21 protein-coding genes are annotated in these 21,393 nt (G+C 61.9%); 17 read left to right on the forward strand and 4 right to left on the reverse strand.

Features of this window, described 5'->3' with window-relative positions; translation table 11 throughout:
• Nucleotide 1 precedes the first annotated feature (1 nt).
• From C1M53_RS17590 to C1M53_RS17600, 3 genes are read right to left on the reverse strand one after another with little or no spacing between them, the layout of a single operon-like run.
• The gene (locus C1M53_RS17590) at nt 2-1,036 is read right to left on the reverse strand and encodes a phosphotransferase family protein (RefSeq protein WP_129413409.1); all 1,035 of its coding nucleotides are present in this window, start codon (nt 1,034-1,036) and stop codon (nt 2-4) included.
• Complete coding sequence (locus C1M53_RS17595; RefSeq protein ID WP_281040902.1) at nt 1,033-1,542, reverse strand: MaoC family dehydratase; 510 nt, start codon at nt 1,540-1,542, stop codon at nt 1,033-1,035. The genes C1M53_RS17590 and C1M53_RS17595 overlap by 4 nt, the downstream gene beginning before the upstream one ends.
• On the reverse strand, nt 1,539-2,354 hold the full coding sequence (locus C1M53_RS17600; protein WP_129413411.1) for an SDR family oxidoreductase: 816 nt from the start codon (nt 2,352-2,354) through the stop codon (nt 1,539-1,541). Before C1M53_RS17600 ends, C1M53_RS17595 begins: the two co-directional genes overlap by 4 nt.
• A gap of 115 nt (nt 2,355-2,469) precedes the next feature.
• Between C1M53_RS17600 and C1M53_RS17605 the strand changes: the two genes are divergently transcribed.
• The 8 genes from C1M53_RS17605 to C1M53_RS17640 all read left to right on the forward strand — a co-directional run bounded on the left by C1M53_RS17605 (nt 2,470) and on the right by C1M53_RS17640 (nt 10,026).
• Nucleotides 2,470-3,141 carry a TetR/AcrR family transcriptional regulator gene (locus C1M53_RS17605; RefSeq protein WP_165358175.1) on the forward strand — a complete coding sequence of 224 codons (672 nt, stop codon included), beginning with the start codon at nt 2,470-2,472 and terminating at the stop codon, nt 3,139-3,141.
• 67 nt (nt 3,142-3,208) lie between these two features.
• Nucleotides 3,209-4,450 carry an acyl-CoA dehydrogenase family protein gene (locus C1M53_RS17610; protein WP_129413413.1) on the forward strand — a complete coding sequence of 414 codons (1,242 nt, stop codon included), beginning with the start codon at nt 3,209-3,211 and terminating at the stop codon, nt 4,448-4,450.
• 32 nt (nt 4,451-4,482) lie between these two features.
• Nucleotides 4,483-5,451 carry an NADPH:quinone oxidoreductase family protein gene (locus C1M53_RS17615; RefSeq protein WP_129413414.1) on the forward strand — a complete coding sequence of 323 codons (969 nt, stop codon included), beginning with the start codon at nt 4,483-4,485 and terminating at the stop codon, nt 5,449-5,451.
• A 21-nt stretch (nt 5,452-5,472) separates the two neighbouring features.
• A complete protein-coding gene (locus C1M53_RS17620) occupies nt 5,473-6,510 on the forward strand; it encodes a zinc-binding dehydrogenase (protein ID WP_129413415.1) in 1,038 nt (345 codons plus the stop codon).
• A gap of 169 nt (nt 6,511-6,679) precedes the next feature.
• Nucleotides 6,680-7,846: a glycosyltransferase 87 family protein gene (locus C1M53_RS17625; protein WP_129413416.1), complete on the forward strand. Its 1,167-nt coding sequence runs from the start codon at nt 6,680-6,682 to the stop codon at nt 7,844-7,846.
• Entirely contained in the window at nt 7,839-8,807 is a 969-nt protein-coding gene (locus C1M53_RS17630) for a glycosyltransferase family 2 protein (protein WP_129413417.1), read from the forward strand. The genes C1M53_RS17625 and C1M53_RS17630 overlap by 8 nt, the downstream gene beginning before the upstream one ends.
• Nucleotides 8,804-9,625, forward strand: a complete 822-nt coding sequence (locus tag C1M53_RS17635) for a ChbG/HpnK family deacetylase (protein ID WP_129413418.1) — start codon at nt 8,804-8,806, stop codon at nt 9,623-9,625. Before C1M53_RS17630 ends, C1M53_RS17635 begins: the two co-directional genes overlap by 4 nt.
• Nucleotides 9,622-10,026: a GtrA family protein gene (locus C1M53_RS17640; RefSeq protein WP_245488187.1), complete on the forward strand. Its 405-nt coding sequence runs from the start codon at nt 9,622-9,624 to the stop codon at nt 10,024-10,026. Before C1M53_RS17635 ends, C1M53_RS17640 begins: the two co-directional genes overlap by 4 nt.
• Before the next feature lie 117 nt (nt 10,027-10,143).
• Here C1M53_RS17640 and C1M53_RS17645 read toward each other — a convergent pair whose 3' ends face one another.
• The gene (locus C1M53_RS17645) at nt 10,144-10,983 is read right to left on the reverse strand and encodes a MurR/RpiR family transcriptional regulator (protein WP_281040903.1); all 840 of its coding nucleotides are present in this window, start codon (nt 10,981-10,983) and stop codon (nt 10,144-10,146) included.
• A 128-nt stretch (nt 10,984-11,111) separates the two neighbouring features.
• On the opposite strand from C1M53_RS17645, the gene C1M53_RS17650 reads away from it, so the two are divergent.
• From C1M53_RS17650 to C1M53_RS17690, 9 genes are all read left to right on the forward strand, one after another.
• Complete coding sequence (locus C1M53_RS17650) at nt 11,112-11,930, forward strand: N-formylglutamate amidohydrolase (protein WP_129413419.1); 819 nt, start codon at nt 11,112-11,114, stop codon at nt 11,928-11,930.
• Nucleotides 11,931-11,954: 24 nt separating this feature from the next.
• The gene (locus C1M53_RS17655) at nt 11,955-13,520 is read left to right on the forward strand and encodes an amino acid permease (protein ID WP_129413420.1); all 1,566 of its coding nucleotides are present in this window, start codon (nt 11,955-11,957) and stop codon (nt 13,518-13,520) included.
• Between the two features lie 92 nt (nt 13,521-13,612).
• On the forward strand, nt 13,613-14,983 hold the full coding sequence (locus C1M53_RS17660) for a glutamine synthetase family protein (RefSeq protein WP_129413421.1): 1,371 nt from the start codon (nt 13,613-13,615) through the stop codon (nt 14,981-14,983).
• 154 nt (nt 14,984-15,137) lie between these two features.
• The gene (locus C1M53_RS17665; protein WP_129413422.1) at nt 15,138-16,526 is read left to right on the forward strand and encodes an aldehyde dehydrogenase family protein; all 1,389 of its coding nucleotides are present in this window, start codon (nt 15,138-15,140) and stop codon (nt 16,524-16,526) included.
• On the forward strand, nt 16,523-17,047 hold the full coding sequence (locus tag C1M53_RS17670; RefSeq protein ID WP_129413423.1) for a DUF2569 domain-containing protein: 525 nt from the start codon (nt 16,523-16,525) through the stop codon (nt 17,045-17,047). The genes C1M53_RS17665 and C1M53_RS17670 overlap by 4 nt, the downstream gene beginning before the upstream one ends.
• Nucleotides 17,048-17,071: 24 nt before the next feature.
• Entirely contained in the window at nt 17,072-18,244 is a 1,173-nt protein-coding gene (locus tag C1M53_RS17675) for an iron-containing alcohol dehydrogenase (RefSeq protein ID WP_129413424.1), read from the forward strand.
• A gap of 260 nt (nt 18,245-18,504) precedes the next feature.
• Nucleotides 18,505-19,611 (forward strand): ABC transporter substrate-binding protein, encoded by a 1,107-nt coding sequence (locus C1M53_RS17680; protein ID WP_129413425.1) that lies wholly within the window; start codon nt 18,505-18,507, stop codon nt 19,609-19,611.
• Between the two features lie 188 nt (nt 19,612-19,799).
• Nucleotides 19,800-20,588, forward strand: a complete 789-nt coding sequence (locus C1M53_RS17685; protein WP_245488619.1) for an ABC transporter permease subunit — start codon at nt 19,800-19,802, stop codon at nt 20,586-20,588.
• Nucleotides 20,585-21,376 carry an ABC transporter permease gene (locus C1M53_RS17690; RefSeq protein WP_129413427.1) on the forward strand — a complete coding sequence of 264 codons (792 nt, stop codon included), beginning with the start codon at nt 20,585-20,587 and terminating at the stop codon, nt 21,374-21,376. The genes C1M53_RS17685 and C1M53_RS17690 overlap by 4 nt, the downstream gene beginning before the upstream one ends.
• The last annotated feature ends 17 nt before the right edge of the window (nt 21,377-21,393 follow it).

Raw genomic sequence — 21,393 nt, forward strand, 5'->3', positions numbered from 1 at the left:
GTCATTTTCCTTTTTCGATCAGTTGTATGGCAAGATGGGCAAGCAGCTTGACCGCATCGGCATAGATCTTCGCCTTGGCCGGATTGGAAGCGTTGCCGTCCAGGGCGCGTTTGTAGACGCCCTGACAGATCGCCGCGAGCCGGAAGAAGGAGAAGGCAAGCAGGAATGTCCAGTTGTCGATGCCGTCCAGGCCGCGGCGACGGCAATAGGAGGCGACATAGTCTTCTTCCGACGGCAGTCCGGCTGCTGCGCGATCGATGCCGCCGAGCCCCTTGAAGCCGGACTGATGCGGCAGACGCCACTGCATGCATTGGTAAGCGATGTCGGCAAAGGGATGGCCGAGTGTCGACAGTTCCCAGTCGAGCACCGCAATGACATCGGCGCGCGCCTGTGCAAACATCATGTTGTCCAGCCGGTAGTCGCCATGCACGAGAGCGAGCTGGCCGTCGTCGGCAGGCTTGTTGGCCTCCAGCCAGATGATCAGGGTTTCCATCTCGGCATTGGGTTCGGTTTCGGAGGCGCGATATTGGCTCGCCCAGCGCCCGAGCTGCCGTTCGAAATAGTTTCCGGGCTTGCCGTAGTCGGCGAGACCGACCATCTCGATGTCGACATTGTGGAGCGCCGCCAGCGTGGCGTTCATCGCGTCATAGATCGCCACCCGTTCTTGCCCACTCGAGGCCTCGGGCAGGGCCGGATCCCAGAAGATCCGGCCGTCGACAAAGGTCATGACGTAGAACATGCGTCCGATCGGCGAATCTTCGTCGGACAGATGCAGCATGCGGGGCACCGGAACATCTGTTTCGGCCAATGCCTGCATGACGCGGAACTCGCGGTCGACCTGGTGCGCCGATTTCAGCAACTGCCCGGGCGGCTTGGCTCGCAGCACATAACGACCGCTTGCCGCGGTCAGCAGATAGGTTGGATTGGACTGGCCCGATTTGAACTTCTCGATCGACTGCAGCTTTGAGAAGCCATGAATTTTCTGCTCCAGATAGGGAGCAAGCAGTGTGGCATCGAGCGTGTTCGGGTCGGTCATGCGTCCTGCGCTTCGGGCTCCACGAAGGTCAGTGTCAGCCAGCGCGCGGTGAGCGCGGGCTTCAGCGAGCCTTCGATCTCGATGGTCACGTCATGTGCAGTCTGTACCCAGCCGGACGGCCGTGCCTTGACGTCAGCCAGCACGAAACGGGTACGAATGCGGGCGCCGGTCTTGACCGGGGCCAGGAACCGCACTTCGTCGAAGCCGTGATTGACACCCATCTTGCCCTTTGCAAGCGGCGGCAGGGTTTCGAACGTCATGGCCGAGAGCAGCGACAGGGTGAGGAACCCGTGTGCGATGGTGCCGCCGAACGGCGCTTCCGCAGCGGCACGCTCCGGATCGCAATGAATGAACTGATGATCGTCGGTCGCGTCGGCGAACTGGTCTATCATGGTCTGCGTCACCACGCGCCAGGGCGAGAGGCCGACTTCCTTGCCGACATTGGCGAGCAATACTTCGAGGCTGATGGGTTGCACGGATATCTCCTGGCGCCGTCGCGGCTTCATTCCTTGAACAGGGTCAGGCCGTGCTGCACCGATTGACCGCCATCGATCGGCAGGATCGCGCCGGTGACATAGCTGCCAGCCCGGCTGCACAAATAGAGCGTGGCGCCGCCAATGTCATCCGGCTGCCCGATGCGGCCGATGGGAACATGGCCGCCGACATGCCTGGCCTGTTCCTCCGTGCCGGTGGCAAAGGCTGTCATGCGGCTCTGGAACGGTCCGGGGGCAAAGGCGTTGACGGTGATGCGCCGGGCGGCAAGTTCTATCGCCAGCGTGCGGGTCAGGTGGTGAACGGCGCCTTTGGAAGCCGTATAGGAGTAGGCGTCGTCCGCCAGCGGCTGCGTTCCCATGACCGAACCGAGATTGATGACGCGCGCGGGGTCGGCATCGGTTGCCGCCTTCTCCATCAGCGGCAGCAACTCGCGCGTCAGATGGAACACGGCGGTGACGTTGACGCCGAACACCTTGGCCCAGGCCTGATAGGGGAAGCTCTCCAGCGGTGCACCCCAGGAGATGCCGGCATTGTTGATCAGGATGTTGAGCTGGTCGGTGCGCGCTTTCACCGCTTCGACCAAGGCGTCAATGCCGGCTTCGGAGGAGACATCGCCGGCGAAGCCTTCTGCGCGACCGGATGCGCCGAGGGCATTCAGTTCGTCCGCGACCTTGATGCAGTCGTCACCCTTGCGGGAGGCGATCATCACCGTGGCGCCGCCCTGCACAAGGGCGGTAGCGGCCATGCGGCCGATGCCGGTCGCGGCTCCCGTTACCAGCGCCGTCTTGCCGGCCACCGAGAACAGTTCATCGAGATAGCTCATCGGTCCTCCTGCAGTCTTCTTGTCCGGATCGCGTCCCGATCGTCCCTGGATTGACAACATACCGAGTAGTATGTTGAACTTCGAGCCTTGTAAAGCCGGCAAAAATCGAGGGGCAATGGCAGCGAGACCGCACTTGGCGGAGCGGGAAGAGGAGGCCAGAGCCGTCGGCGGCATGAGCGTCGCCGACGGCTCCCGCGCCGCGATCCTCGATGCCGCTGCCGCCTGTTTCATGGCGAAGGGTTACGCGGCAAGCTCCATCGACGATGTCGCGCGCAGCCTCGGTTCGACCAAGGGGCGCATCTATCACCACTATCCGTCGAAGGGAGACCTCTTTGCCGACGTCTTTCGCGCCGGTATGGAGATGAATTATGCGGCGATCGAGCCGGTGCGCGACGTTGCCGGGCTGGCGGTTGAGCGTTGGCGGCGCATGGCGACAGTACACACGCGTCAGATGATCGTGACCCGGCCCTACCAGCGTGTCGTCTGGGAAGGCGTCGAACTCTACCTGCGCGGCGCAACCACGCCGGAACAGCGTGAGGAGTTCGCGCGGCTGATGCAATACCGCAACGATTATGGTGCGATTTTCCGGCAGGTGATCGTCGCTGCGCGCGAAGCCGGCGACATGCGTTTCGATGATCCGCGCGTCACCGAACAGCTGATGTTCGTCTCGCTGAATTCGCCGCTGTTCTGGTACACACCGCGTCCTGGCGAAAGCGAGCACGATATCGAGGTGATCGTGGCACAGGTCGTCGATTTCACCGCGCGCGGATTGGGTGTCAGCGCATGACCGCGAAAATTGGCAGTTTCCGTGTTTCCGAGAAGAAGTGGAAACGCTCTGGAGAAGGGAGCCTGTGATGGCCGACATGAATCTCGGCATGACGGAGCGGCTGAAGCCAATCCACGCCCAGGTCGCCGCAATGGTGCGCGACGAGGTGATGCCGCTCGATGAGGAATTCCTGGCCGAAGTCGGAAAGGCGGGCGATCGCTGGATTTATTCGAGACGCCAGACCGAGATTCTGGACGGGTTGAAATCCAGGGCGCGCGAGCGCGGCCTGTGGAATTTCTGGCTGACCGGTTCGGAGCGCGGTTACGGACTCACCACGGTTGAATACGCCTATCTCGCCGAAGAGATGGGCAAGGCGCATCTCGGTGCGGAGACCTTCAATTGCTCGGCACCCGACACCGGCAACATGGAAGTGCTGGAGCGCTATGGCTCGCAGGTACATAAGGACAACTGGCTGGCTCCGCTGCTCGACGGCAAGATCCGCTCCGCCTACCTGATGACGGAGCCGGATGTGGCGTCCTCCGATGCCACCAACATTTCCATGCGCTGCGAACACGACGGTGGCGACTATGTGCTGAACGGCGAAAAATGGTGGGCTTCCGGTGCCGGTGATCCGCGCTGCGCCATCTACATCGTCATGGTGAAGACCGGGGGCGACGGCGAGCCCAAACACAAACAGCATTCGATGATCCTGGTGCCCGCGGACAGCAAGGGTGTCACCAGGGTACGCGCCATGCAGGTCTATGGCGACGACGATGCCCCGCATGGGCACATGCATCTGCGCTTCGACAATGTGCGGGTGCCGGCCGCCAACATGATCCTCGGTGAGGGCAGGGGCTTCGAGATCGCACAGGGCCGGCTGGGGCCTGGCCGCATCCACCACTGCATGCGCGCCATCGGCCAGGCCGAGATGGCACTGGAGCTTCTGTCCAGGCGATCGATGCGTCGCGAGGCGTTCGGCCAGCCGCTGGCAAGGCTCGGCGCCAATTTCGATATCATCGCCGAGTGCCGCATGGAGATCGAAATGGCCAGGCTGCTCTGCCTCAAGGCAGCCTGGATGATCGATCAGGGTGACGCACGCGCCGCCGCGCCCTGGATCAGCCAGATCAAGGTGATCGCGCCGCGGGTCGCGCTGAAGGTGGTCGACGAGGCGGTACAGATGCATGGCGCGCAAGGCATCAGCCAGGACACCCCCCTTGCGCGCAGCTGGACGCATCTTCGTACGTTGCGGCTGGCCGACGGACCTGATGCCGTGCACCGTCGCCAGGTCGCGCGCGAAGAACTGAAGAAATATACGCAGGAAAAGCTCTAGGGTTGGTTCAGCGCGCAAGTGGGGAGAAGAGCATGAAAGCCATCATTGCCCGCGCCTTCGCGCCGCTTGACCAGCTCCTCTACGGCGACTGGCCGGAGCCCGAAGCGAAGGGCGATGCCGTGGTTGTTGAAGCCGAGGCCATCGGCGTCAACTATCCGGACGGACTGCTGGTCCAGGGCCTCTATCAGATGAAGCCGCCGACGCCGTTCGTGCCGGGCATGGAGGTGGCGGGACGGGTTGCTGCCATCGGTCCGAAAGTGACGGGGCTTCGGGTTGGCGACAGGGTCGCCGCGCTCACCGTCATCAATGGCTATGCCGAAAAGGTGGCCGTTTCCGAAGCGATGACCATGAAGCTGCCTGATGCGATGGACGCCGCGGATGCCTGCGCGCTCATCTGCGGCTATGGCACGTCTCATCATGCCCTGAAGCAGCGCGCCCGGCTGATGCCGGGCGAGACGCTTTGCGTGCTGGGTGCGGCCGGTGCCACCGGCGTCGCTGCCGTGCAGATCGGCAAGGCGATGGGCGCCAAGGTCATCGGCGTGGCGTCTTCGCCCGAAAAGCAGCGTATTGCCCTTCAGGCCGGTGCCGACATCGCTATCGGCTACGACAATCTGAAGGATGCGCTCAAGGAAATCACCGGCGGCAAGGGGGTCGATGTCGGCTTCGATCCCGTCGGCGGTGACGCGTTCGAAGCGCTGGCACGTGCGATGGGCTGGAACGGACGACTGCTGGTCATCGGCTTCGCCTCCGGAACCATTCCCAAGCTGGCGGTCAACCTGACATTGGTGAAGGGGTTCTCGGTCGTCGGCGTCTATTGGGGCGATTTCACCGTCAAGGAACCACAGGCCTATGCCGACAACATGCGCGAGCTGGTCAGCTGGTATCTTGCAGGCAAGGTCAAGCCGGTGATCGAAGGCATTTATCCATTGGCCGACGCGGCCAATGTCCTGAAACGCGTGCTGGGGCGTGGCGCTTCCGGCAAGCTGATCCTCAAACCGTAACCTCAGCCAAGGAATGCAGCCATGACCATTCCCTCCGAAATGCAGGCACTTCTTCTGGTCGGCGACGGATATGCGCGTGAACCGAGTGGCAGTGTGCTGGAAGCAATGGAGCCCTATGTGCGATCAGGCACCATTGGCGTGCCGGTGCCGGGCGCAACGCAGGTGCTCATCAAGGTGAGTCTGGCGTCGATCAATCCTTCCGACGTGATGTTCGTGAAGGGGCTTTATGGCCAGCCCCGCTCGCAAGGCCAGCCCGCCGGTTTCGAGGGCGTCGGCACCGTGGTCGCGGCAGGCGAGGACAGCTATGCGCAGAGCCTTGTCGGCAAGCGGATTGCCTTCGCCACCGGTCTCACCAACTGGGGCGCCTGGGCCGACTATGCGCTGGCCGAAGCGCTCGCCTGCATCCCGCTGATCGACAGTGTCCGCGATGAGGATGCCGCGGCAATGATCGTCAATCCGCTGACTGCGATCGCCATGTACGGCCTCGTCAAGGATGAAGGGCACAAGGCCTTTGTCATGACTGCCGGCGCCAGCCAGCTCTGCAAGCTGATCATCGGGCTCGCAAAGGAGGACGACTACCACCCGATCGTGACGGTGCGCCGCGACGACCAGATCGCGCCGCTGAAGGAATTGGGCGCGGCGCATGTGCTCAACGAGAAAGCGCCGGATTTCGCCAGGACGCTGCGCGAGGTCATGAAAGCCGAGCAACCGCGCATCTTCCTCGACGCCGTCACCGGCCCGCTCGCCTCGCTGGTGTTCGACGCCATGCCGAAGCGTTCGCGCTGGATCATCTATGGGCGGCTCGATCCTTCGGACACGCTGATCCGCGAGCCTGGCCAGCTGATCTTCCAGCACAAGCAGGTGGAAGGCTTCTGGCTGACCGAGTGGATGCGCAAGCACAAGGATCGTCGCGGTCCGGCGGCGATCGAGGTGCAGCGGCGCTTTTCCGACGGGCGCTGGTCCACCGACGTGACTGCCGTGGTGCCGCTGGCGGAGGCGATGGAACGTGTTCCGGCCGAGCTTGCGAAACCCAATGGCAAGGTCTTCATCCGGCCCTGATCGCAATCCTGCGGCAATGTTGACCGCCTAGACACGCCGTCTCTGGACTCGCCAGCGCGGGACATCGGCGCGTGGACTGTACCGCACAGCCCACGCCATGATATGCCCGCGCCGAGTTCGAAGCGGCTTCCGATTGCGGGAAGTCGCCGGCACTGGGCAATGTTGGGCAATGGCAAAAGTCAGGCAGTCTTGGGACTGGGGTGGTCTTGCCCTGTGGACGGGCGGCTTTGTCGTCATTCTCGTGATGGCCGGCATGGCGCCCGATCATCGCTCGGTGATGCGTGCCTACCGTATTGCCAGCGACATGTTTCTTGCCGGCAAGCCGCTCTACGATCTCGACATCGCCATGGGCTATCTCTACTCGCCGGCCTTCGCGGTACTCTATGTGCCGTTCATGAAACTCGGCCCGGTCATCGGCGATAGTCTCTGGCGCATCCTGGGTTTTGCCGTACTGACCTATGCGGTCTGGCGGCAGGTTCGAACGATCGAGCCTGAAAACCGGCTCTGGATGTTCTCCTACGCGCTTTTCCTGGCGGTGCCGATCACGGCAGGCGCCCTGCGAAATGGCCAGGCGACCATTCTGCTGGCGGGCGCCTGCTGGCTGCTGGTGCTTTCGGCGCTCGAGGGGCGGCGCGCCGAGACGTTCCTGTGGGCGACAATCGCGGTGGTCGCCAAGCCAACCGCCCTCATCGTTTTTCTGCTGGTCGGAGCAATTCGACTGCGGCTTGTCCCGATCCTCGCCTTGTCGCTGCTCTTCGTCCTGGCGCTCCCCTATGCCTTTGCGCCTGCCGACTATGTCAACCAGCTCTATCGCGACTTCGCCACGCTGATGACATCGATGTCGGTCGACAAGTCGACTGCTTTCGAGATGGCTGACTTCACGGCCCCCTTCACCACACTCGGTCTGCCTGTGTCGACCCAGGCAGCAACCGTCGTCCGGATCATTGCTGCTGTACCGACGCTGCTTCTGGTGCTGTGGTACGATCGTTATCTCGACCGCCGGATTGCTGGTCTGGCGGTTTTTCTCACCGCCGCATTTTACATGAGCGTGTTCAATCCCCGGGTCGAGTACAACACCTTCGCCCTGCTCGCGATGCCTGCCGGCGTCGCTCTGGCCGTGATCTGGGACAATGAAGAGGGCGGCATTCTGCGGGGCATTCTGGCCATCGCCTTGTTTGCCACTGGTCTCAGCGGCATCAACCCGCATCTCCAGGAGGCCTTGCGCCTCTGGTTCCGCCCTGTTGCGATGACGGCGATCACGCTGCCCATCCTGTGGTGGTTCTGGTCGGTGGCGCAGGGCAAGTTCAAGCGGCAGGGGACCATGGCTCATGTCTGAATCCAAGCTGACGCTCGACATTGTTGCGCCGTTTTTGAACGAGGCGGCTTCCGTGCCGGGCTTTGCGCGGTTGCTCTCGGAACTCGATGCAGAAGTCCTGCGCCGTTTCGGCCTCAAGACGCGCAAGATCCTGGTTGATGACGGCAGCACCGACGATAGTGCCGCGCTTTTCGGCAAGGCGCTGACAGGCGACTGGGAAATCGTGCGCCTCAGCCGCAATTTCGGCAAGGAGGTGGCCGTTCTCGCCGGTCTCGACAGGACACGGGGCGACATGGTGCTGATCATGGATGCCGATCTGCAGCATTCGCTGGATGTCAGTCTGAAGCTCATTGCCGAACTGGTCGAAAACCCTGATATCGATGTCGTCTATGCCCGCACCAATCGCGAGGGCGCGAGCTGGAAACGCAGCCAGTTGGCCAAATTGTTCTACAGCCTGATCAATTCCAGCCAGCGTTTCGACATCCCTGAAAATGCCGGCGACTTCCGCGTGATGCGCGCGCCAGTGGCAAAGGCGTTTACCCTGCTGCGCGACAAGCGGCGTTTCAACAAGGGCCTCTATGCCTGGGCTGGCTTTCGACACAAGGCGCTCATCTACACGCCGGCAGATCGCGCCGGCGGCACCAGCAAATGGAGCCGAGGCAACCTGCTTGCCTTTTCGCTCGAAGGCATCGCCTCCTTCTCGGTGGTGCCGTTGCGTATCCTCACCCTGAGCGGGCTTGCCGCGGCCCTTGCCGGGGGCATCTATGGCCTCAAGATCTTCTTCGAGGTCTTTTTCTACGGCATCGCCGTGCCGGGCTTCCCGAGCCTGCTGATCGCCGTCGTGGTGCTGGGTGGCTTCAACCTCGCACTGCTTGGCCTCATCGGCGAGTATGTCTGGGTGGCGTTGAGCGAAAGCAAGGATCGTCCAGTCTACATCGTGCGCGATGTGGTGAGCAACGCGAGGGATGGCAAAGAGCCGTGACACGGCAGATCCGCCTGATCGCCGACGACTACGGACTGGCGCCCGGGGTATCGGACGCCATCCTCGACCTGTTGCAAAGGGGACGTCTCACCGGCACTGGCTGCATGACCGGATTTCCGGAATGGCAGCAGGCAGCGGCGCACATCAGCCCCTTCATCGGCCAGGTTCCGGTCGGACTGCACCTCACACTGACCGACCAGCCTGCCTTGACGATCGGAACCAGCCTGGTGTCGGAAGGACGGTTGCCGCCGCTCAGCGCGCTGGCGGCGCCGTTCCGGCGAAGACGCATCGAGACGGGCGACATTCACGCCGAACTCGATGCGCAACTTGCCCGCTTTGTCGATGCGCTCGGCCACACGCCGGATTTCATCGACGGACATCAGCATGTGCATTTCCTGCCTGCGGTGCGCACCTGGTTGAAGACGCGTTTTGCCGGTTCTGAAAAGCCTGTGCTGCGGGGCGCACCGGCGGTGTCGCTCGAGGTTGGTGTCACAGCCATGAAGATGGCGGTGATTGCGGCGCTGGCGCGTGGCTTCGACCGAAGCATGGAGGCTGCCGGATTTCTGGTCATGAAGCCGCTTGCCGGCATCTACGACTGGAAGCGGCCAGACGACTTCGCGCCAACCTTGCGTGCCGCTGTTTCGACATTGCGCGAAGACGGCGTGTTCATGTGTCATCCAGGCCATGTCGACGCGGAGCTCGTGTCGCGCGACCCGATGCAGAAGGTGCGCGAGGTCGAATATGCTTTCCTGGCCTCGGACACCTTCGGCGCATTTCTTGCGGCGAATGATGCTGGCGTGCGGGGTGGCCTGTCGTGAGCAGCGAGCCAGGCCGTTCGCTCGGTAGCAAGATGATCCGTTTCGCCGTTGTCGGTCTCGCGAATACGGCAATCGATCTCGTGGCCTTCACCGTGTTGCTCTGGCTTGCACTCCCGCCATTGGCCGCCAATGTCGGCGCCTGGCTTGTCGCCGTCGCGTTCTCTTTCGTGGCCAACCGTTTCTGGTCGTTCGAGCGCGACCGCTCGATCCCGCTCAGCCATTCCATCTTCCGTTTCATCTCGCTGGGCGCTTTGATCTCGCTTGGCGTCTCCAGCGCGTTCATCATCGGACTGTCCGGATGGACCGGCGTCTGGCCAGCCAAGATCGCCGGCATCATCGTGGCGGCGGTGCTGAATTTCCTCGCCGCGCGCTGGTCGATCGAGGGCCGTTTGCTTCGCTAGGCTGTTTGCCGGGTCTAGAGCGTTTCCGTTTTTCACGGAAACGCGGAAACGCTCTAAGGTTTTGTTTCTTCGCATTTTTGTAACGCCAAGTGATTCCACTTGGCGTTACAAAATGCTCTAGCGAAGGCCCTCCATTTCGCGAATACGCCGCGCGCTGTCCGGCTCCATCTGGCGGGTAACTGCACCGATCAACGTCTCGGCGACCACGAAGAGCGCGGCGGAGGAGTCCCAGGGAGAGGGGACGGCCGTACGCCCGGCAATGACGTGGCGGGCGAAGCGGGCAATGGGTGAAAGCCACTGGTCCGTGAACAGCACGATCTGCACGCCGCGCTGATGCGCTTTCTCGGCGAAGCGGATCAGGCTGTCCTGATAGCGGCGGATGTCGAAGATCACCAGCACGTCGCGCTTGCCCATGTCGATCAGGCGGTCCCGCCACATGCTTTCCTGGCCGACAAGGTGGAAGACGTTGGGACGGATGATGGCAAGGTGAGCGGCCATGTAACGCGCCAGCGGATCGGTGAAGCGTCCGCCGATCAGGAACATGTGGCCGCGGTGGTCGGCCATCTTTTCCGCGATCTCGTTCAACTGCTTGTCCGAGAGGTGGCGAAAGGTCTCGCGCAGATTGTCGAGGGTGGCCTCGATCATCGGCGATGCTGCGTCGCTTCGGCTGGGGGCCGTGGTCGTACGCGAGGCAGGCGACTGCAACTGCGCGGCAAGTTCGTCCTGCAGGGCAGACTGGAATTCCGGGTAGTTCTGAAAGCCCAGTCGGGCAACGAAACGCAGGATTGTCGGTGAGGAGACGCCAGCCTGCTGGGAGAAGTCCGCCACTGTCTTCAGGCCAATGACGGGATAGTTGGCAACCAGCGTCTGGGCGGCGCGGCGTTCACCTGCCGGCATGGAATCGATGCGGTCCGCGATGAGTTCCGCAATGGATGTGGTCGTCGTCTGTGTTCCCAACCCGGTATCCCCCACGCTTTTCGGAAAAGGCGTTTGACAAAGACGAACAAAGTGTATGAAATCATTCATGGGAGCGCAATGAAACAAAATACGTAACATACGATACGTTCCCGGGGACGGCGGATCGGATGGAGAGGACAAGCCATAAAAGGCACCAAGGCGCGGATTCCGTAAGGGTTACCAACCCGGACGGTGCGGGTGCCTTTGTCTTCACCTGCGACCACGCTTCGAACCTTCTTCCTGCCGAATTCGGCACGCTTGGTCTTCCGGCTTCCGACCTTGCTCGCCACATTGCTTGGGATCCCGGTGCGTTGCCGGTGGCGCAGATCTTGAGCGAGCGGCTCGATGCGCCTCTGATCGAAACCTGCCTCTCGCGACTGGTGCTGGACTGCAATCGGCCTCTCGGTGCGCCGGATCTGATTCCTCCGGTGAGCGAAACGACCGTCATTCCCGGCAACGAGAACCTGTCAGCGGATGCGCGCCAGGCGCGCATCGATCGCTGCTGGAAACCTTTTCACCAGGCGATCGAAGACCTGATCGAGGCGCGTACAGAGCGTGGGCTGGAGACACGGCTGGTGTCGGTGCATTCCTTCACGCCGGTCTATAAAGGCATCGACCGGCCCTGGCATATCGGCATCATCCACGACGAGGACACGCGGCTGTCGGCGCCGCTGATTGCGGCGTTGGAGCAGCAAGGCGGCTTCACCGTCGGTGCCAACCAGCCATATTCGCCGGCAGACCGCGTCTACTTCACGCTGGAGCGGCACGCGCGCTCGCGTGGCCTGTTGTGCGCGATGATCGAAATCCGCAACGATGAGATCCGGGATCAAGCCGGACAGAAAAAATGGGGAGAACGGCTGGCGGGCATCTTCACCGGCCTCGAACCGGCGCGGCTGCCGAAGCCGCCGCCCTTGAAATCCGTACAAACGATCGAAGGCACCATCTGAAAGTATAAATAAGGGAACACTCTTATGGCAGCGCCTGGTTACTCTGAACACGACAAGAGCGAGGACGTCAAAGTCCTCCATTCCATGGGCTACGCCCAGGAACTCGAAAGGAGAATGAGCCAGTTCTCCAACTTCGCCGTCTCTTTTTCCATCATCTGCATCCTGTCCGGCGGTATCAATTCGCTGGCGCAGGCAACGTCTGGCGCCGGTGGCGCCGCCATCGGCATCGGCTGGCCGCTCGGCTGTTTCGTGTCGCTGGTGTTCGCGGTGGCGATGGCGCAGATCAGTTCGGCCTATCCGACGGCCGGCGGCCTCTATCACTGGGGTTCGATCCTCGGCAACCGCTTCACCGGCTGGTTGACCGCCTGGTTCAACCTGCTCGGCCTGGTCACCGTGCTCGGGGCCATCAATGTCGGCACCTACTACTTCTTCATGGGTTCTTTCGGTACACCCTATTTCGGTCTCGAGGATACGACCACAACGCGCATCATCTTCCTTGCGATCATCACGGGCGCGCAGGCGCTGGTGAACCACATGGGCATTGGTCTTACGGCCAAACTCACCGATTTCTCGGGTTACCTGATCTTCGCCACGGCAATCGCGCTTTCGATCGTCTGCCTGGCGGCTGCGCCCAGCTATGACATCGCCCGGCTGTTAACCTTCGCCAATTATTCGGGCGAAATCGGCGGCAATGTCTGGCCGCAGAACTCGACGATGTGGGTCTTCCTGCTCGGTCTGCTGCTGCCGATCTATACCATCACCGGCTACGACGCGTCTGCGCATACGTCAGAAGAGACGTTGAAGGCGGCCCATTCGGTGCCACGCGCCATGGTGAGTTCGGTGCTTTGGTCTGCCGCGTTCGGCTACATCATGCTGTGTTCCTTCGTGCTGATGCTCCCGAACATGGAAGATGCGGCGAAGCAGGGCTGGAACGTGTTCTTCTGGGCGATGAACGAACGCGTCAACCCCGTGGTCAAGGACATCCTCTATCTCGCCATCCTGCTCGCGCAGTGGCTGTGTGGCCTGGCGACGGTGACTTCTGTATCGCGCATGATCTTCGCCTTCTCGCGTGACGGCGGCCTGCCAGGTTCGAAGGCGCTGTCCAAGGTCAGCCCGACCTACCGTACGCCGGTAGCCGCCATCTGGACCGGATCGATCCTGGCGGTGTTGTTCGTCTGGTTCTCGTCGCTGGTCTCGATTGGCGACACGCCGGTCTATACCATCGTCGTGGCCTGTACCGTCATCTTCCTCTTCTTCTCCTTCACCATTCCGATCGCGCTCGGCCTCTTCGCCTGGGGTACGTCGAAGTGGAATGTGATGGGGCCCTGGAACCTCGGCGAAGGCGTCTTCAAACTGTTCGCCGTGCTCTCGATCATCGCCATGATCCTGATCTTCGTCATCGGCGTGCAGCCGCCCAACGACTGGGCGCTGTACATCACCGTCGGCTTCCTGGTCGTGACCGCTATCGTCTGGTTCGGCTTCGAGGCCCGTCGCTTCCAGGGACCGCCCATTGGTGACGAGGTGGCGAAGCGCGCCGCCGAAATCGCTGCCGCCGAACGCGCGGTCGGCGAGACCGGCGGGGCTCACTGAGCCCGACAGCTATGACCGTGGCCGGTTTCTCCCGGCCACGGTCGCCTTCCGCAAATACGTTCCAGATAAATTGAAGCCGGAGTGCTCTAAGAATGGCAGGCAACCTTTCGTTCGATCAGTTGAAGAAGGCGGTCCAGGCCGGGGAGATCGACACCGTTCTCGCCTGCGCCGTCGACATGCAGGGCCGACTCGTCGGCAAGCGTTTCCTGGCGCAGTATTTCGTCGATTCCGCGCATGACGAAACGCATGGCTGCAACTATCTGCTGGCGGACGACATCGATATGGAGCCTGTGCCCGGCTACAAGGCCGCGAGCTGGTCGAAAGGGTATGGCGACTTCGTCATGAAGCCCGACCTGGCGACGCTGAGGCAGATACCCTGGCTCGAGAAGACGGCGCTGGTGTTATGCGACCTGCTCGATCATCACAGCCATGAGGACCTTGCCCATTCACCGCGCGCCATTCTGCGCAAGCAGGTGAAGCGGCTGAGCGAGCGTGGCTATATCGGCTATTTCGCATCGGAGCTCGAATTCTATCTGTTCAGCGAGAGCTATGACGCTGCCCGCAAGAAGCACTGGCAAGGTATCGACACGGCATCGCCCTATATCGGCGATTACCAGATCGGCATCACGACCAAGGAAGAAGGCATCATGCGCCGCCTGCGCAACGAGATGCAGGCCGCCGGCATTCCGATCGAGAACTCCAAGGGCGAATGGGGTCCGGGCCAGGAAGAGATCAACGTGCGCTACGCCGAGGCGCTGGAGATGGCCGATCGCCATGTCATCCTGAAGAACGGCGCCAAGGAAATCGCCGACTCAGAAGGCAAGGCGATCACCTTCATGGCCAAGTACAATTACGGCCTGGCCGGCAATTCCAGCCATATCCACAATTCGCTGTGGAGCGCAGACGGCAAGACACCGCTGTTCTATGACAAGAAGGGTCCGTGGACACTGTCGGCACTCGGCCAGGCCTGGTCGGCCGGACAGCTCAAATATGCCAAGGAATTCACCTGGTTCCTGGCGCCCTACATCAATTCCTACAAGCGCTTCCAGTCCGGCACCTTCGCGCCGACCAAGATCATGTGGTCGGAAGACAACCGCACCGCCGGCTTCCGCCTGTGCGGCGAAGGCACCAAGGGCATCCGGATGGAATGCCGCATCGGTGGTGCAGACCTCAATCCCTACCTCGCTTTCGCGGCACTGATCGCGGCTGGCCTTGCCGGTATAGATGAGAAGCTGGAATTGCAGAAACCGTTCGTCGGTGACGCCTACCAGGCCTCGCGTCTGCCGGAGATTCCGAAGACCCTGCGCGAGGCGACGGAGACCATGGCCAAGTCGAAGATGCTGAAGGCAGCCTTCGGCGAGGACGTGATCGAGCACTATGTGCACACCGCCCGCTGGGAACAGTTCGAATACGATCGCCGCATCACCGATTGGGAGCTGCATCGCGGCTTCGAACGGTATTGATTGCCTCCCCGGTTACGGCAAGGCGATCCGCATGGGGCCGGGCAGGGCTGTTTGACAAAAGGCATTTCGTATAGACGCTGCTGCTCGGCTTATCCCGTTCGCTGGCTCTCTGAGAAAGAAGCGGCGAACCATTTTTGATATGAAGGACATCGATATGACCGAGACGGTCAAGCTCACATCCCCCATCGACGGCTCGATCTATGTCGAACGGCCGGTCGCGACGGACCAGGCCATCAACGCTGCTGTCGAGCGTGCCCGCACCGCGCAGGCCGACTGGGCGCGGCTGCCGGTGGCGGAGCGTGCCAAATACATGCTGAAGATGCTGGAAGCGCTGGTCGGCATGGCAGACGAGATCGTGCCGGAACTGGCCTGGCAGATGGGTCGTCCGGTGCGCTATGGCGGCGAGTTCGGCGGCGTCAAGGAACGCACGCAGTACATGGTCGAGATCGCCGAGCGCGCGCTGGCGCCGGTGCCCGCCTCCAATCCGAAGGACGGTTTCCGCCGCTACGTGAAGAAGGATCCGCTCGGCGTTGTCATGGTGATCGCGCCGTGGAACTATCCCTATCTTACATCGGTCAACACCATCGTGCCGGCGCTCATTGCTGGTTCCACCGTCATCCTCAAGCACGCCGCGCAGACCTTGCTTGTCGGCGAGCGTTTCGCCAAGGCTTTCGAGGCTGCCGGACTGCCGAAACATGTCTTCCAGAACATCGTGCTCAACCATGCGCAGACCGAGAAGCTGCTGGGCTCCGGCAAGATCGACCATGTCAACTTCACCGGCTCGGTCGCCGGCGGGCGCGCCATCGAGAAGGCGGCGGCGGGCACCTTCATGACGCTTGGTCTCGAACTCGGCGGCAAGGACCCGGCCTATGTGCTGCCGGACGCCAAGCTCGACCACGCGGTCGCCAATCTCGTCGAAGGCGCCTTCTTCAATTCGGGCCAATGCTGCTGCGGCATCGAACGCGTCTATGTGCACGAGAAGGTCTATGACGATTTCGTCGAGGGCTTCATCGCAGAGACCAAAAGCTATGTGCTGGGCAATCCGCTCGACCAGACGACCACGATGGGGCCGATGGCGCAGGCGCGTTTTGCCGACTTCATTCGCGAGCAGAAGGCCGAGGCATTGCGCAAGGGTGCAACCGCGCACATGAACACCAAGGACGCTGCGGACAAGGCCGGGTCTCCTTATCTGCCGGCCGAGGTCCTTACCAACGTCGATCACCAGATGAGCGTGATGCGCGAGGAGAGCTTCGGCCCTATCGTCGGCATCATGAAGGTGCGCAACGATGAGGAAGCGATCGCATTGATGAACGACAGCCCCTATGGGCTGACGGCCTCGATCTGGACAGCCGACACCGACCGTGCCGTCGCCATCGGCGATCGCGTCGAGACCGGCACCGTCTTCATGAACCGTTGCGACTATCTCGATCCGGCGCTGGTGTGGACCGGCGTCAAGGACACCGGCAAGGGCGCGGCACTGTCGCAGATCGGCTATGACAACCTGACCCGGCCGAAGAGCTACCATTTGCGCGAGAAGGTATGAGCCAGGAAGGGCCAAATCCGAACCCGATCGCCGGGAACCCCCGAGGGGACTTGAACCGTCCTCTTCAGGACGGTCCTGTCGGTCTGGGCGGTTGGCTGATCCTGCCGATCATCGGACTGCTGGTAACACCGCTGCGCGGCGTATTTCATCTGGCAGGTTACGGAGGGCTGCTGGCGTCGATGCAGCGGCTGCCAGGCAGTCTGTCGGCTTTCCTGGTGCTGGAGTTTGTCGGCAACATCGTTGTCCTGATCGTGCTGCCCGTCATCCTGCTGGTGCTGCTGTTCCGGAAGAGCGCCTCCTTTCAACGCCTGTTCGTCCTATGGGCTGCCGGAGGCCTGGCCTTCATCGTCCTCGATCTGATCGGGACGCAGGTCCTTTTCGGCGATCTCATGGAGGCAACCAATCAGCCGCTGCTGGATGAGCAGACGACAATAGAACTCCTCCGCAGCGTGGTCTTTTCGGTGATCTGGATACCGTACATGAGGCTCTCGCGACGCGTCGCCAACACATTCACCACTTGAATTCATCCAACAGGCAAACAACACATGTCCAAACTCGTCTCGAAATGGAACTACCCCACCACCGTGCGTTTCGGCGCGGGCCGGATCTCGGAATTGCCGGATGCGCTGGCTGCGACCGGCATCAAGAAGCCGCTGTTCGTCACCGATCCGGGGCTCGCCAAATTGCCGGTTGTCGCTTCCACGCTCAAGATCCTCGATGAGGCGAAAGTTCCCTACGCCGTCTTTTCGGAAGTGAAGCCGAACCCGATCGAGTCCAACCTCACGGCCGGCATCGCGGCGTTCAAGAAGGGCAAGCATGACGGCGTCATCGCCTTCGGAGGCGGCTCGGCACTCGACCTTGCCAAGCTGATCGCCTTCCAGGCTGGCCAGACCCGCCCAGTCTGGGATTTCGAGGATATTGGCGACTGGTGGACGCGGGCGAACTCCGACGCCATCGTGCCGATCGTTGCCGTGCCGACCACTGCTGGCACAGGCTCGGAAGTCGGTCGCGCTGGCGTCATCACCCACGAGGAGAGCCATACCAAGAAGGTGATCTTCCATCCGAAGATGTTGCCGGGCATCGTCATTGCCGATCCTGCGCTGTCGGTCGGCATGCCAGCCTTCATCACCGCCGGAACCGGCATGGACGCGCTCGCCCATTGTCTGGAGGCCTATTGCGCACCTGGCTATCATCCGATGGCCGACGGCATTGCGGTTGAGGGCGTGCGGCTGGTGTTCGAGAACCTGCCCAAGGCCTATGCCAACGGCAAGGACCTGACCGCCCGCGCGCACATGATGAGCGCGGCTGCCATGGGCGCCACCGCTTTCCAGAAGGGGCTGGGCGCGATCCACTCGCTGTCGCATCCGATCGGCGCGCTCTACGATACCCACCACGGCATGACCAACGCTGTCTTCATGCCTTATGTGCTTGCCTTCAACCGCGATGCCATCGAGGGCAAGATCGAGCGTCTGGCCGCCTATTGCGGCATCAAGGGCGGCTTCGACGGCTTCGCCAAGGCCATCATCAAGTTGCGCAAGGAACTCAAGGTTCCCCATACGCTCGGTGGCCTGATCAAGGGGCTGGACATGGACAAGAAGCGCAAGGCGCTGATCGCCGATATGGCGATCGTCGACCCGACCGCCGGCGGCAATCCTGTTAAGCTGACCAAGAAGGCGGCGCTGTCGCTGCTGGAAAACTCTTTGTCGGGAACGGTATAAGAGACGCGCGAGACAGGTGCGACTGTCTTTCGCAAGCTTGCGAAAAATAAGAAAAGCAAGGGGAACGAAAGGGCTGGGAGGAGGCGCCAGAAAGTTTAGCCGGAAAATGATTGGGCACCCGATTGCGGGTGTCCGGCAGTTGTAGTTAACTTTTTCCAGCCCTTCGGGGCGCGGGGGCGGTCCGCCTTCATCGGACTGTCATATATCGAGGATACCAGCCAGTTGCTGGCGTCCCACGGCGCAGTTCAACGGAGAGACAAATGTTCAGATTCACGGGAAAAGTGCTTTCCCTTACGGCAGTGGCCCTGATGGTCACGACGGCGATTTCGTCAGCCGAGCCTTCAGCTGAGCTCGTTGCCGCGGCCAAGGCCGAAGGTCAGCTCACCACGATCGCGCTGCCGCACGACTGGTGCGGTTACGGCGCCGTCATCGACGCCTTCAAGGCCAAGTATCCGGAAATCAAGGTCAACGAACTCAACCCCGATGCTGGTTCGGGCGATGAGATCGAGGCGATCAAGGCCAACAAGGACAACAAGGGTCCGCAGGCACCTGACGTCATCGACGTCGGCCTCTCCTTCGGTCCGTCCGCCAAGAAGGACGGTCTGATTCAGCCATACAAGGTCTCGACCTGGGACTCGATCCCTGACAGCGCCAAGGATGCCGAAGGCTTCTGGTACGGCGACTATTACGGCGTCCTGTCCTTCATGGTGAACAAGGACCTGGTCAAGAACATCCCGGCCGACTGGGACGATCTGCTGAAGCCGGAATACGCCAACTCGGTTGCGCTGGCCGGTGATCCGCGCGCTTCCAACCAGGCGATCCAAGCGGTTCACGCAGCCGGTCTCGCTTCCGGCGCTGCTGCCGGCAAGGCCGCCGGCGAAGCTGGCCTCGAGTTCTTCAAGAAGCTCAACGCTGCCGGCAACTTCGTTCCGGTCATCGGCAAGCCGGCGACGCTGGCCCAGGGCCAGACGCCGATCCTGATCAACTGGGACTACAACAACCTGTCGGGTCGCGACACGCTGAACGGCAACCCGCCGACCGAGATCGTGATCCCGGCCAAGGGCGTCGTTGCCGGTGTCTACGTGCAGGCGATCAGCGCCTACGCACCGCATCCGAACGCTGCCAAGCTGTGGATGGAACACCTCTATTCCGACGAAGGCCAGATCGGCTGGCTCAAGGGCTATTGCCACCCGATCCGCTTCAATGATCTCGCCAAGAACGGCAAGATCCCGCAGGAACTGCTCGACAAGCTGCCGCCGGCCGCTGCCTACGAAAAGGCTGTGTTCCCGACGCTGGACGAGCAGGGTGCCGCCAAGGAAGCGATCACCAAGAACTGGGACTCGGCGGTCGGCGCCAACGTCAAGTAATTTGCTGATGATTGTCCGGGCGGCCCCGCGCCGCCCGGATTCTTCATAGGTAGAGACAGGCCGGCATGACTGATATCAGCCTTTCAGGACCGGCTGCTGCCGGGAAAACCCTACCGCCGGCGCAGGCGCGCGCGACGCGGTTGCCGACGCAATGGCTGGGCGTGGCCCCGTTCATCATCTTCGCGCTGATGTTCCTGATCCTGCCGACGCTGTATCTGATTGTAGGCGCATTCCAGAACGTGGACGGCGCCTTTACCCTGGAAAACATTGTCGAGCTTTCGCAGCCGACGATCCTTGCCGCCTACTGGATCTCGATCAAGGTCTCCGTTGCGTCGTCGCTTCTCGGTGCGTTCATCGGTCTGGCGATCGCCATCGCGATCGTGCGCGGCGGCCTGCCGAACTGGACCCGTTCCGCGACGCTCACCTTCTCCGGGGTTGCCTCGCAATTCGCCGGCGTGCCGCTGGCCTTTGCCTTTCTCGCGACGCTGGGCCGCTTGGGCCTCGTCACGGTGCTTCTGCGCTCGGTCGGTTTCGATCTCTACCAGCACGGCTTCAACGTGCTTTCCTTCTGGGGCCTGACGCTCACCTATCTCTACTTCCAGATTCCGCTGATGGTCGTGATCATCACGCCGGCGATCGACGGCATCCGGAGGGAATGGGGAGAGGCCGCTGCCACGCTTGGTGCCACCCAGTGGCAATACTGGCGCATGGTCGTCATCCCGGTGATCTGGCCGAGTTTCCTCGGTACGGTCATCCTGCTCTTCGCCAATGCATTTGGCGCGATCGCCACCGCTTACGCGCTGACCGGTTCGTCACTCAACATCGTTCCGATCGTGCTCTATGCACAGATCCGCGGCGACGTGCTGCACAATGCCAATCTGGGCTACGCCATTGCCTTCGGCATGATCTTCATCACCGGGCTCGCCAATGTCTTCTACATCTGGTTCCGGACCCGTTCGGAAAGGTGGCTGAAATGAAGTCCGGCAAGTTCTGGGCCTGGGTCACTTTTATCCTCGGCGCCGCTTACTTCTTTGTTCCGCTGATCGCGACGATGGAGTTCTCCATGCGCATGAAGCGCGGAGAATATTCGTTCGAGGCCTACAGGGTGGTGCTCGGCGATGCACGCTTCCAGGAAAGCTTCACTTTCTCGGTGGTGGCCGCCGTCTTCACCATCATCCTTGGCGTTCTGCTGGTGGTGCCTACCGCCTATTGGATCAGGCTGCGCCTGCCGCAGCTCCGGCCAGTGGTCGAGTTCGTGACGCTGCTGCCGCTGGTCATTCCGGCGATCGTCATCGTCTTCGGCTACATTCGCATGTACGGCTCGAATTCGCCGCTGCCGTTCCTGTCGAGCGACATGGGTACCAATGCGCTGCTGGTCATCGGCTATGCAACGCTGGCGCTGCCTTACATGTACCGCGCCGTCGACACCGGCTTGCGGACGATCGACGTGCGCACCCTGACCGAGGCCGCGCAGATCCTGGGCGCGGGCTGGACCACGATCATCAGCCGCGTCATCCTGCCCAACGTGCTGATCGCCGTGCTCTCTGGCGCCTTCCTGACCTTTGCCATCGTCATCGGCGAATTCACCATAGCCAGCTTGCTCAACCGCCCGGCCTTCGGCCCGTATCTGCAGAATATCGGTGCCAACCGTGCCTATGAGCCGGCGGCGCTCGCCATCATCGCTTTCGTCATCACCTGGGGTTGCATGTCTGTCATCCAGGTGCTTTCCCGTTTCGCGCCGAAATCGGCCAACCGCCCGAATTGAGCCCCGAGAAAGTCCAG

This window comes from Mesorhizobium sp. Pch-S (genome assembly GCF_004136315.1).
Classification (GTDB): Bacteria; Pseudomonadota; Alphaproteobacteria; order Rhizobiales; family Rhizobiaceae; genus Mesorhizobium.

What these genes read in the sequence shown, in the direction of transcription:
- C1M53_RS17590 (WP_129413409.1), bottom strand. Translation starts at nt 1,036, where the DNA reads ATGACCGACCCGAACACGCTCGATGCCACACTGCTTGCTCCCTATCTG.
- C1M53_RS17595 (WP_281040902.1), bottom strand. Translation starts at nt 1,542, where the DNA reads ATGAAGCCGCGACGGCGCCAGGAGATATCCGTGCAACCCATCAGCCTC.
- C1M53_RS17600 (WP_129413411.1), bottom strand. Translation starts at nt 2,354, where the DNA reads ATGAGCTATCTCGATGAACTGTTCTCGGTGGCCGGCAAGACGGCGCTG.
- C1M53_RS17605 (WP_165358175.1), top strand. Translation starts at nt 2,470, where the DNA reads ATGGCAGCGAGACCGCACTTGGCGGAGCGGGAAGAGGAGGCCAGAGCC.
- C1M53_RS17610 (WP_129413413.1), top strand. Translation starts at nt 3,209, where the DNA reads ATGGCCGACATGAATCTCGGCATGACGGAGCGGCTGAAGCCAATCCAC.
- C1M53_RS17615 (WP_129413414.1), top strand. Translation starts at nt 4,483, where the DNA reads ATGAAAGCCATCATTGCCCGCGCCTTCGCGCCGCTTGACCAGCTCCTC.
- C1M53_RS17620 (WP_129413415.1), top strand. Translation starts at nt 5,473, where the DNA reads ATGACCATTCCCTCCGAAATGCAGGCACTTCTTCTGGTCGGCGACGGA.
- C1M53_RS17625 (WP_129413416.1), top strand. Translation starts at nt 6,680, where the DNA reads ATGGCAAAAGTCAGGCAGTCTTGGGACTGGGGTGGTCTTGCCCTGTGG.
- C1M53_RS17630 (WP_129413417.1), top strand. Translation starts at nt 7,839, where the DNA reads ATGTCTGAATCCAAGCTGACGCTCGACATTGTTGCGCCGTTTTTGAAC.
- C1M53_RS17650 (WP_129413419.1), top strand. Translation starts at nt 11,112, where the DNA reads ATGGAGAGGACAAGCCATAAAAGGCACCAAGGCGCGGATTCCGTAAGG.
- C1M53_RS17655 (WP_129413420.1), top strand. Translation starts at nt 11,955, where the DNA reads ATGGCAGCGCCTGGTTACTCTGAACACGACAAGAGCGAGGACGTCAAA.
- C1M53_RS17660 (WP_129413421.1), top strand. Translation starts at nt 13,613, where the DNA reads ATGGCAGGCAACCTTTCGTTCGATCAGTTGAAGAAGGCGGTCCAGGCC.
- C1M53_RS17665 (WP_129413422.1), top strand. Translation starts at nt 15,138, where the DNA reads ATGACCGAGACGGTCAAGCTCACATCCCCCATCGACGGCTCGATCTAT.
- C1M53_RS17670 (WP_129413423.1), top strand. Translation starts at nt 16,523, where the DNA reads ATGAGCCAGGAAGGGCCAAATCCGAACCCGATCGCCGGGAACCCCCGA.
- C1M53_RS17675 (WP_129413424.1), top strand. Translation starts at nt 17,072, where the DNA reads ATGTCCAAACTCGTCTCGAAATGGAACTACCCCACCACCGTGCGTTTC.
- C1M53_RS17680 (WP_129413425.1), top strand. Translation starts at nt 18,505, where the DNA reads ATGTTCAGATTCACGGGAAAAGTGCTTTCCCTTACGGCAGTGGCCCTG.
- C1M53_RS17685 (WP_245488619.1), top strand. Translation starts at nt 19,800, where the DNA reads ATGTTCCTGATCCTGCCGACGCTGTATCTGATTGTAGGCGCATTCCAG.
- C1M53_RS17690 (WP_129413427.1), top strand. Translation starts at nt 20,585, where the DNA reads ATGAAGTCCGGCAAGTTCTGGGCCTGGGTCACTTTTATCCTCGGCGCC.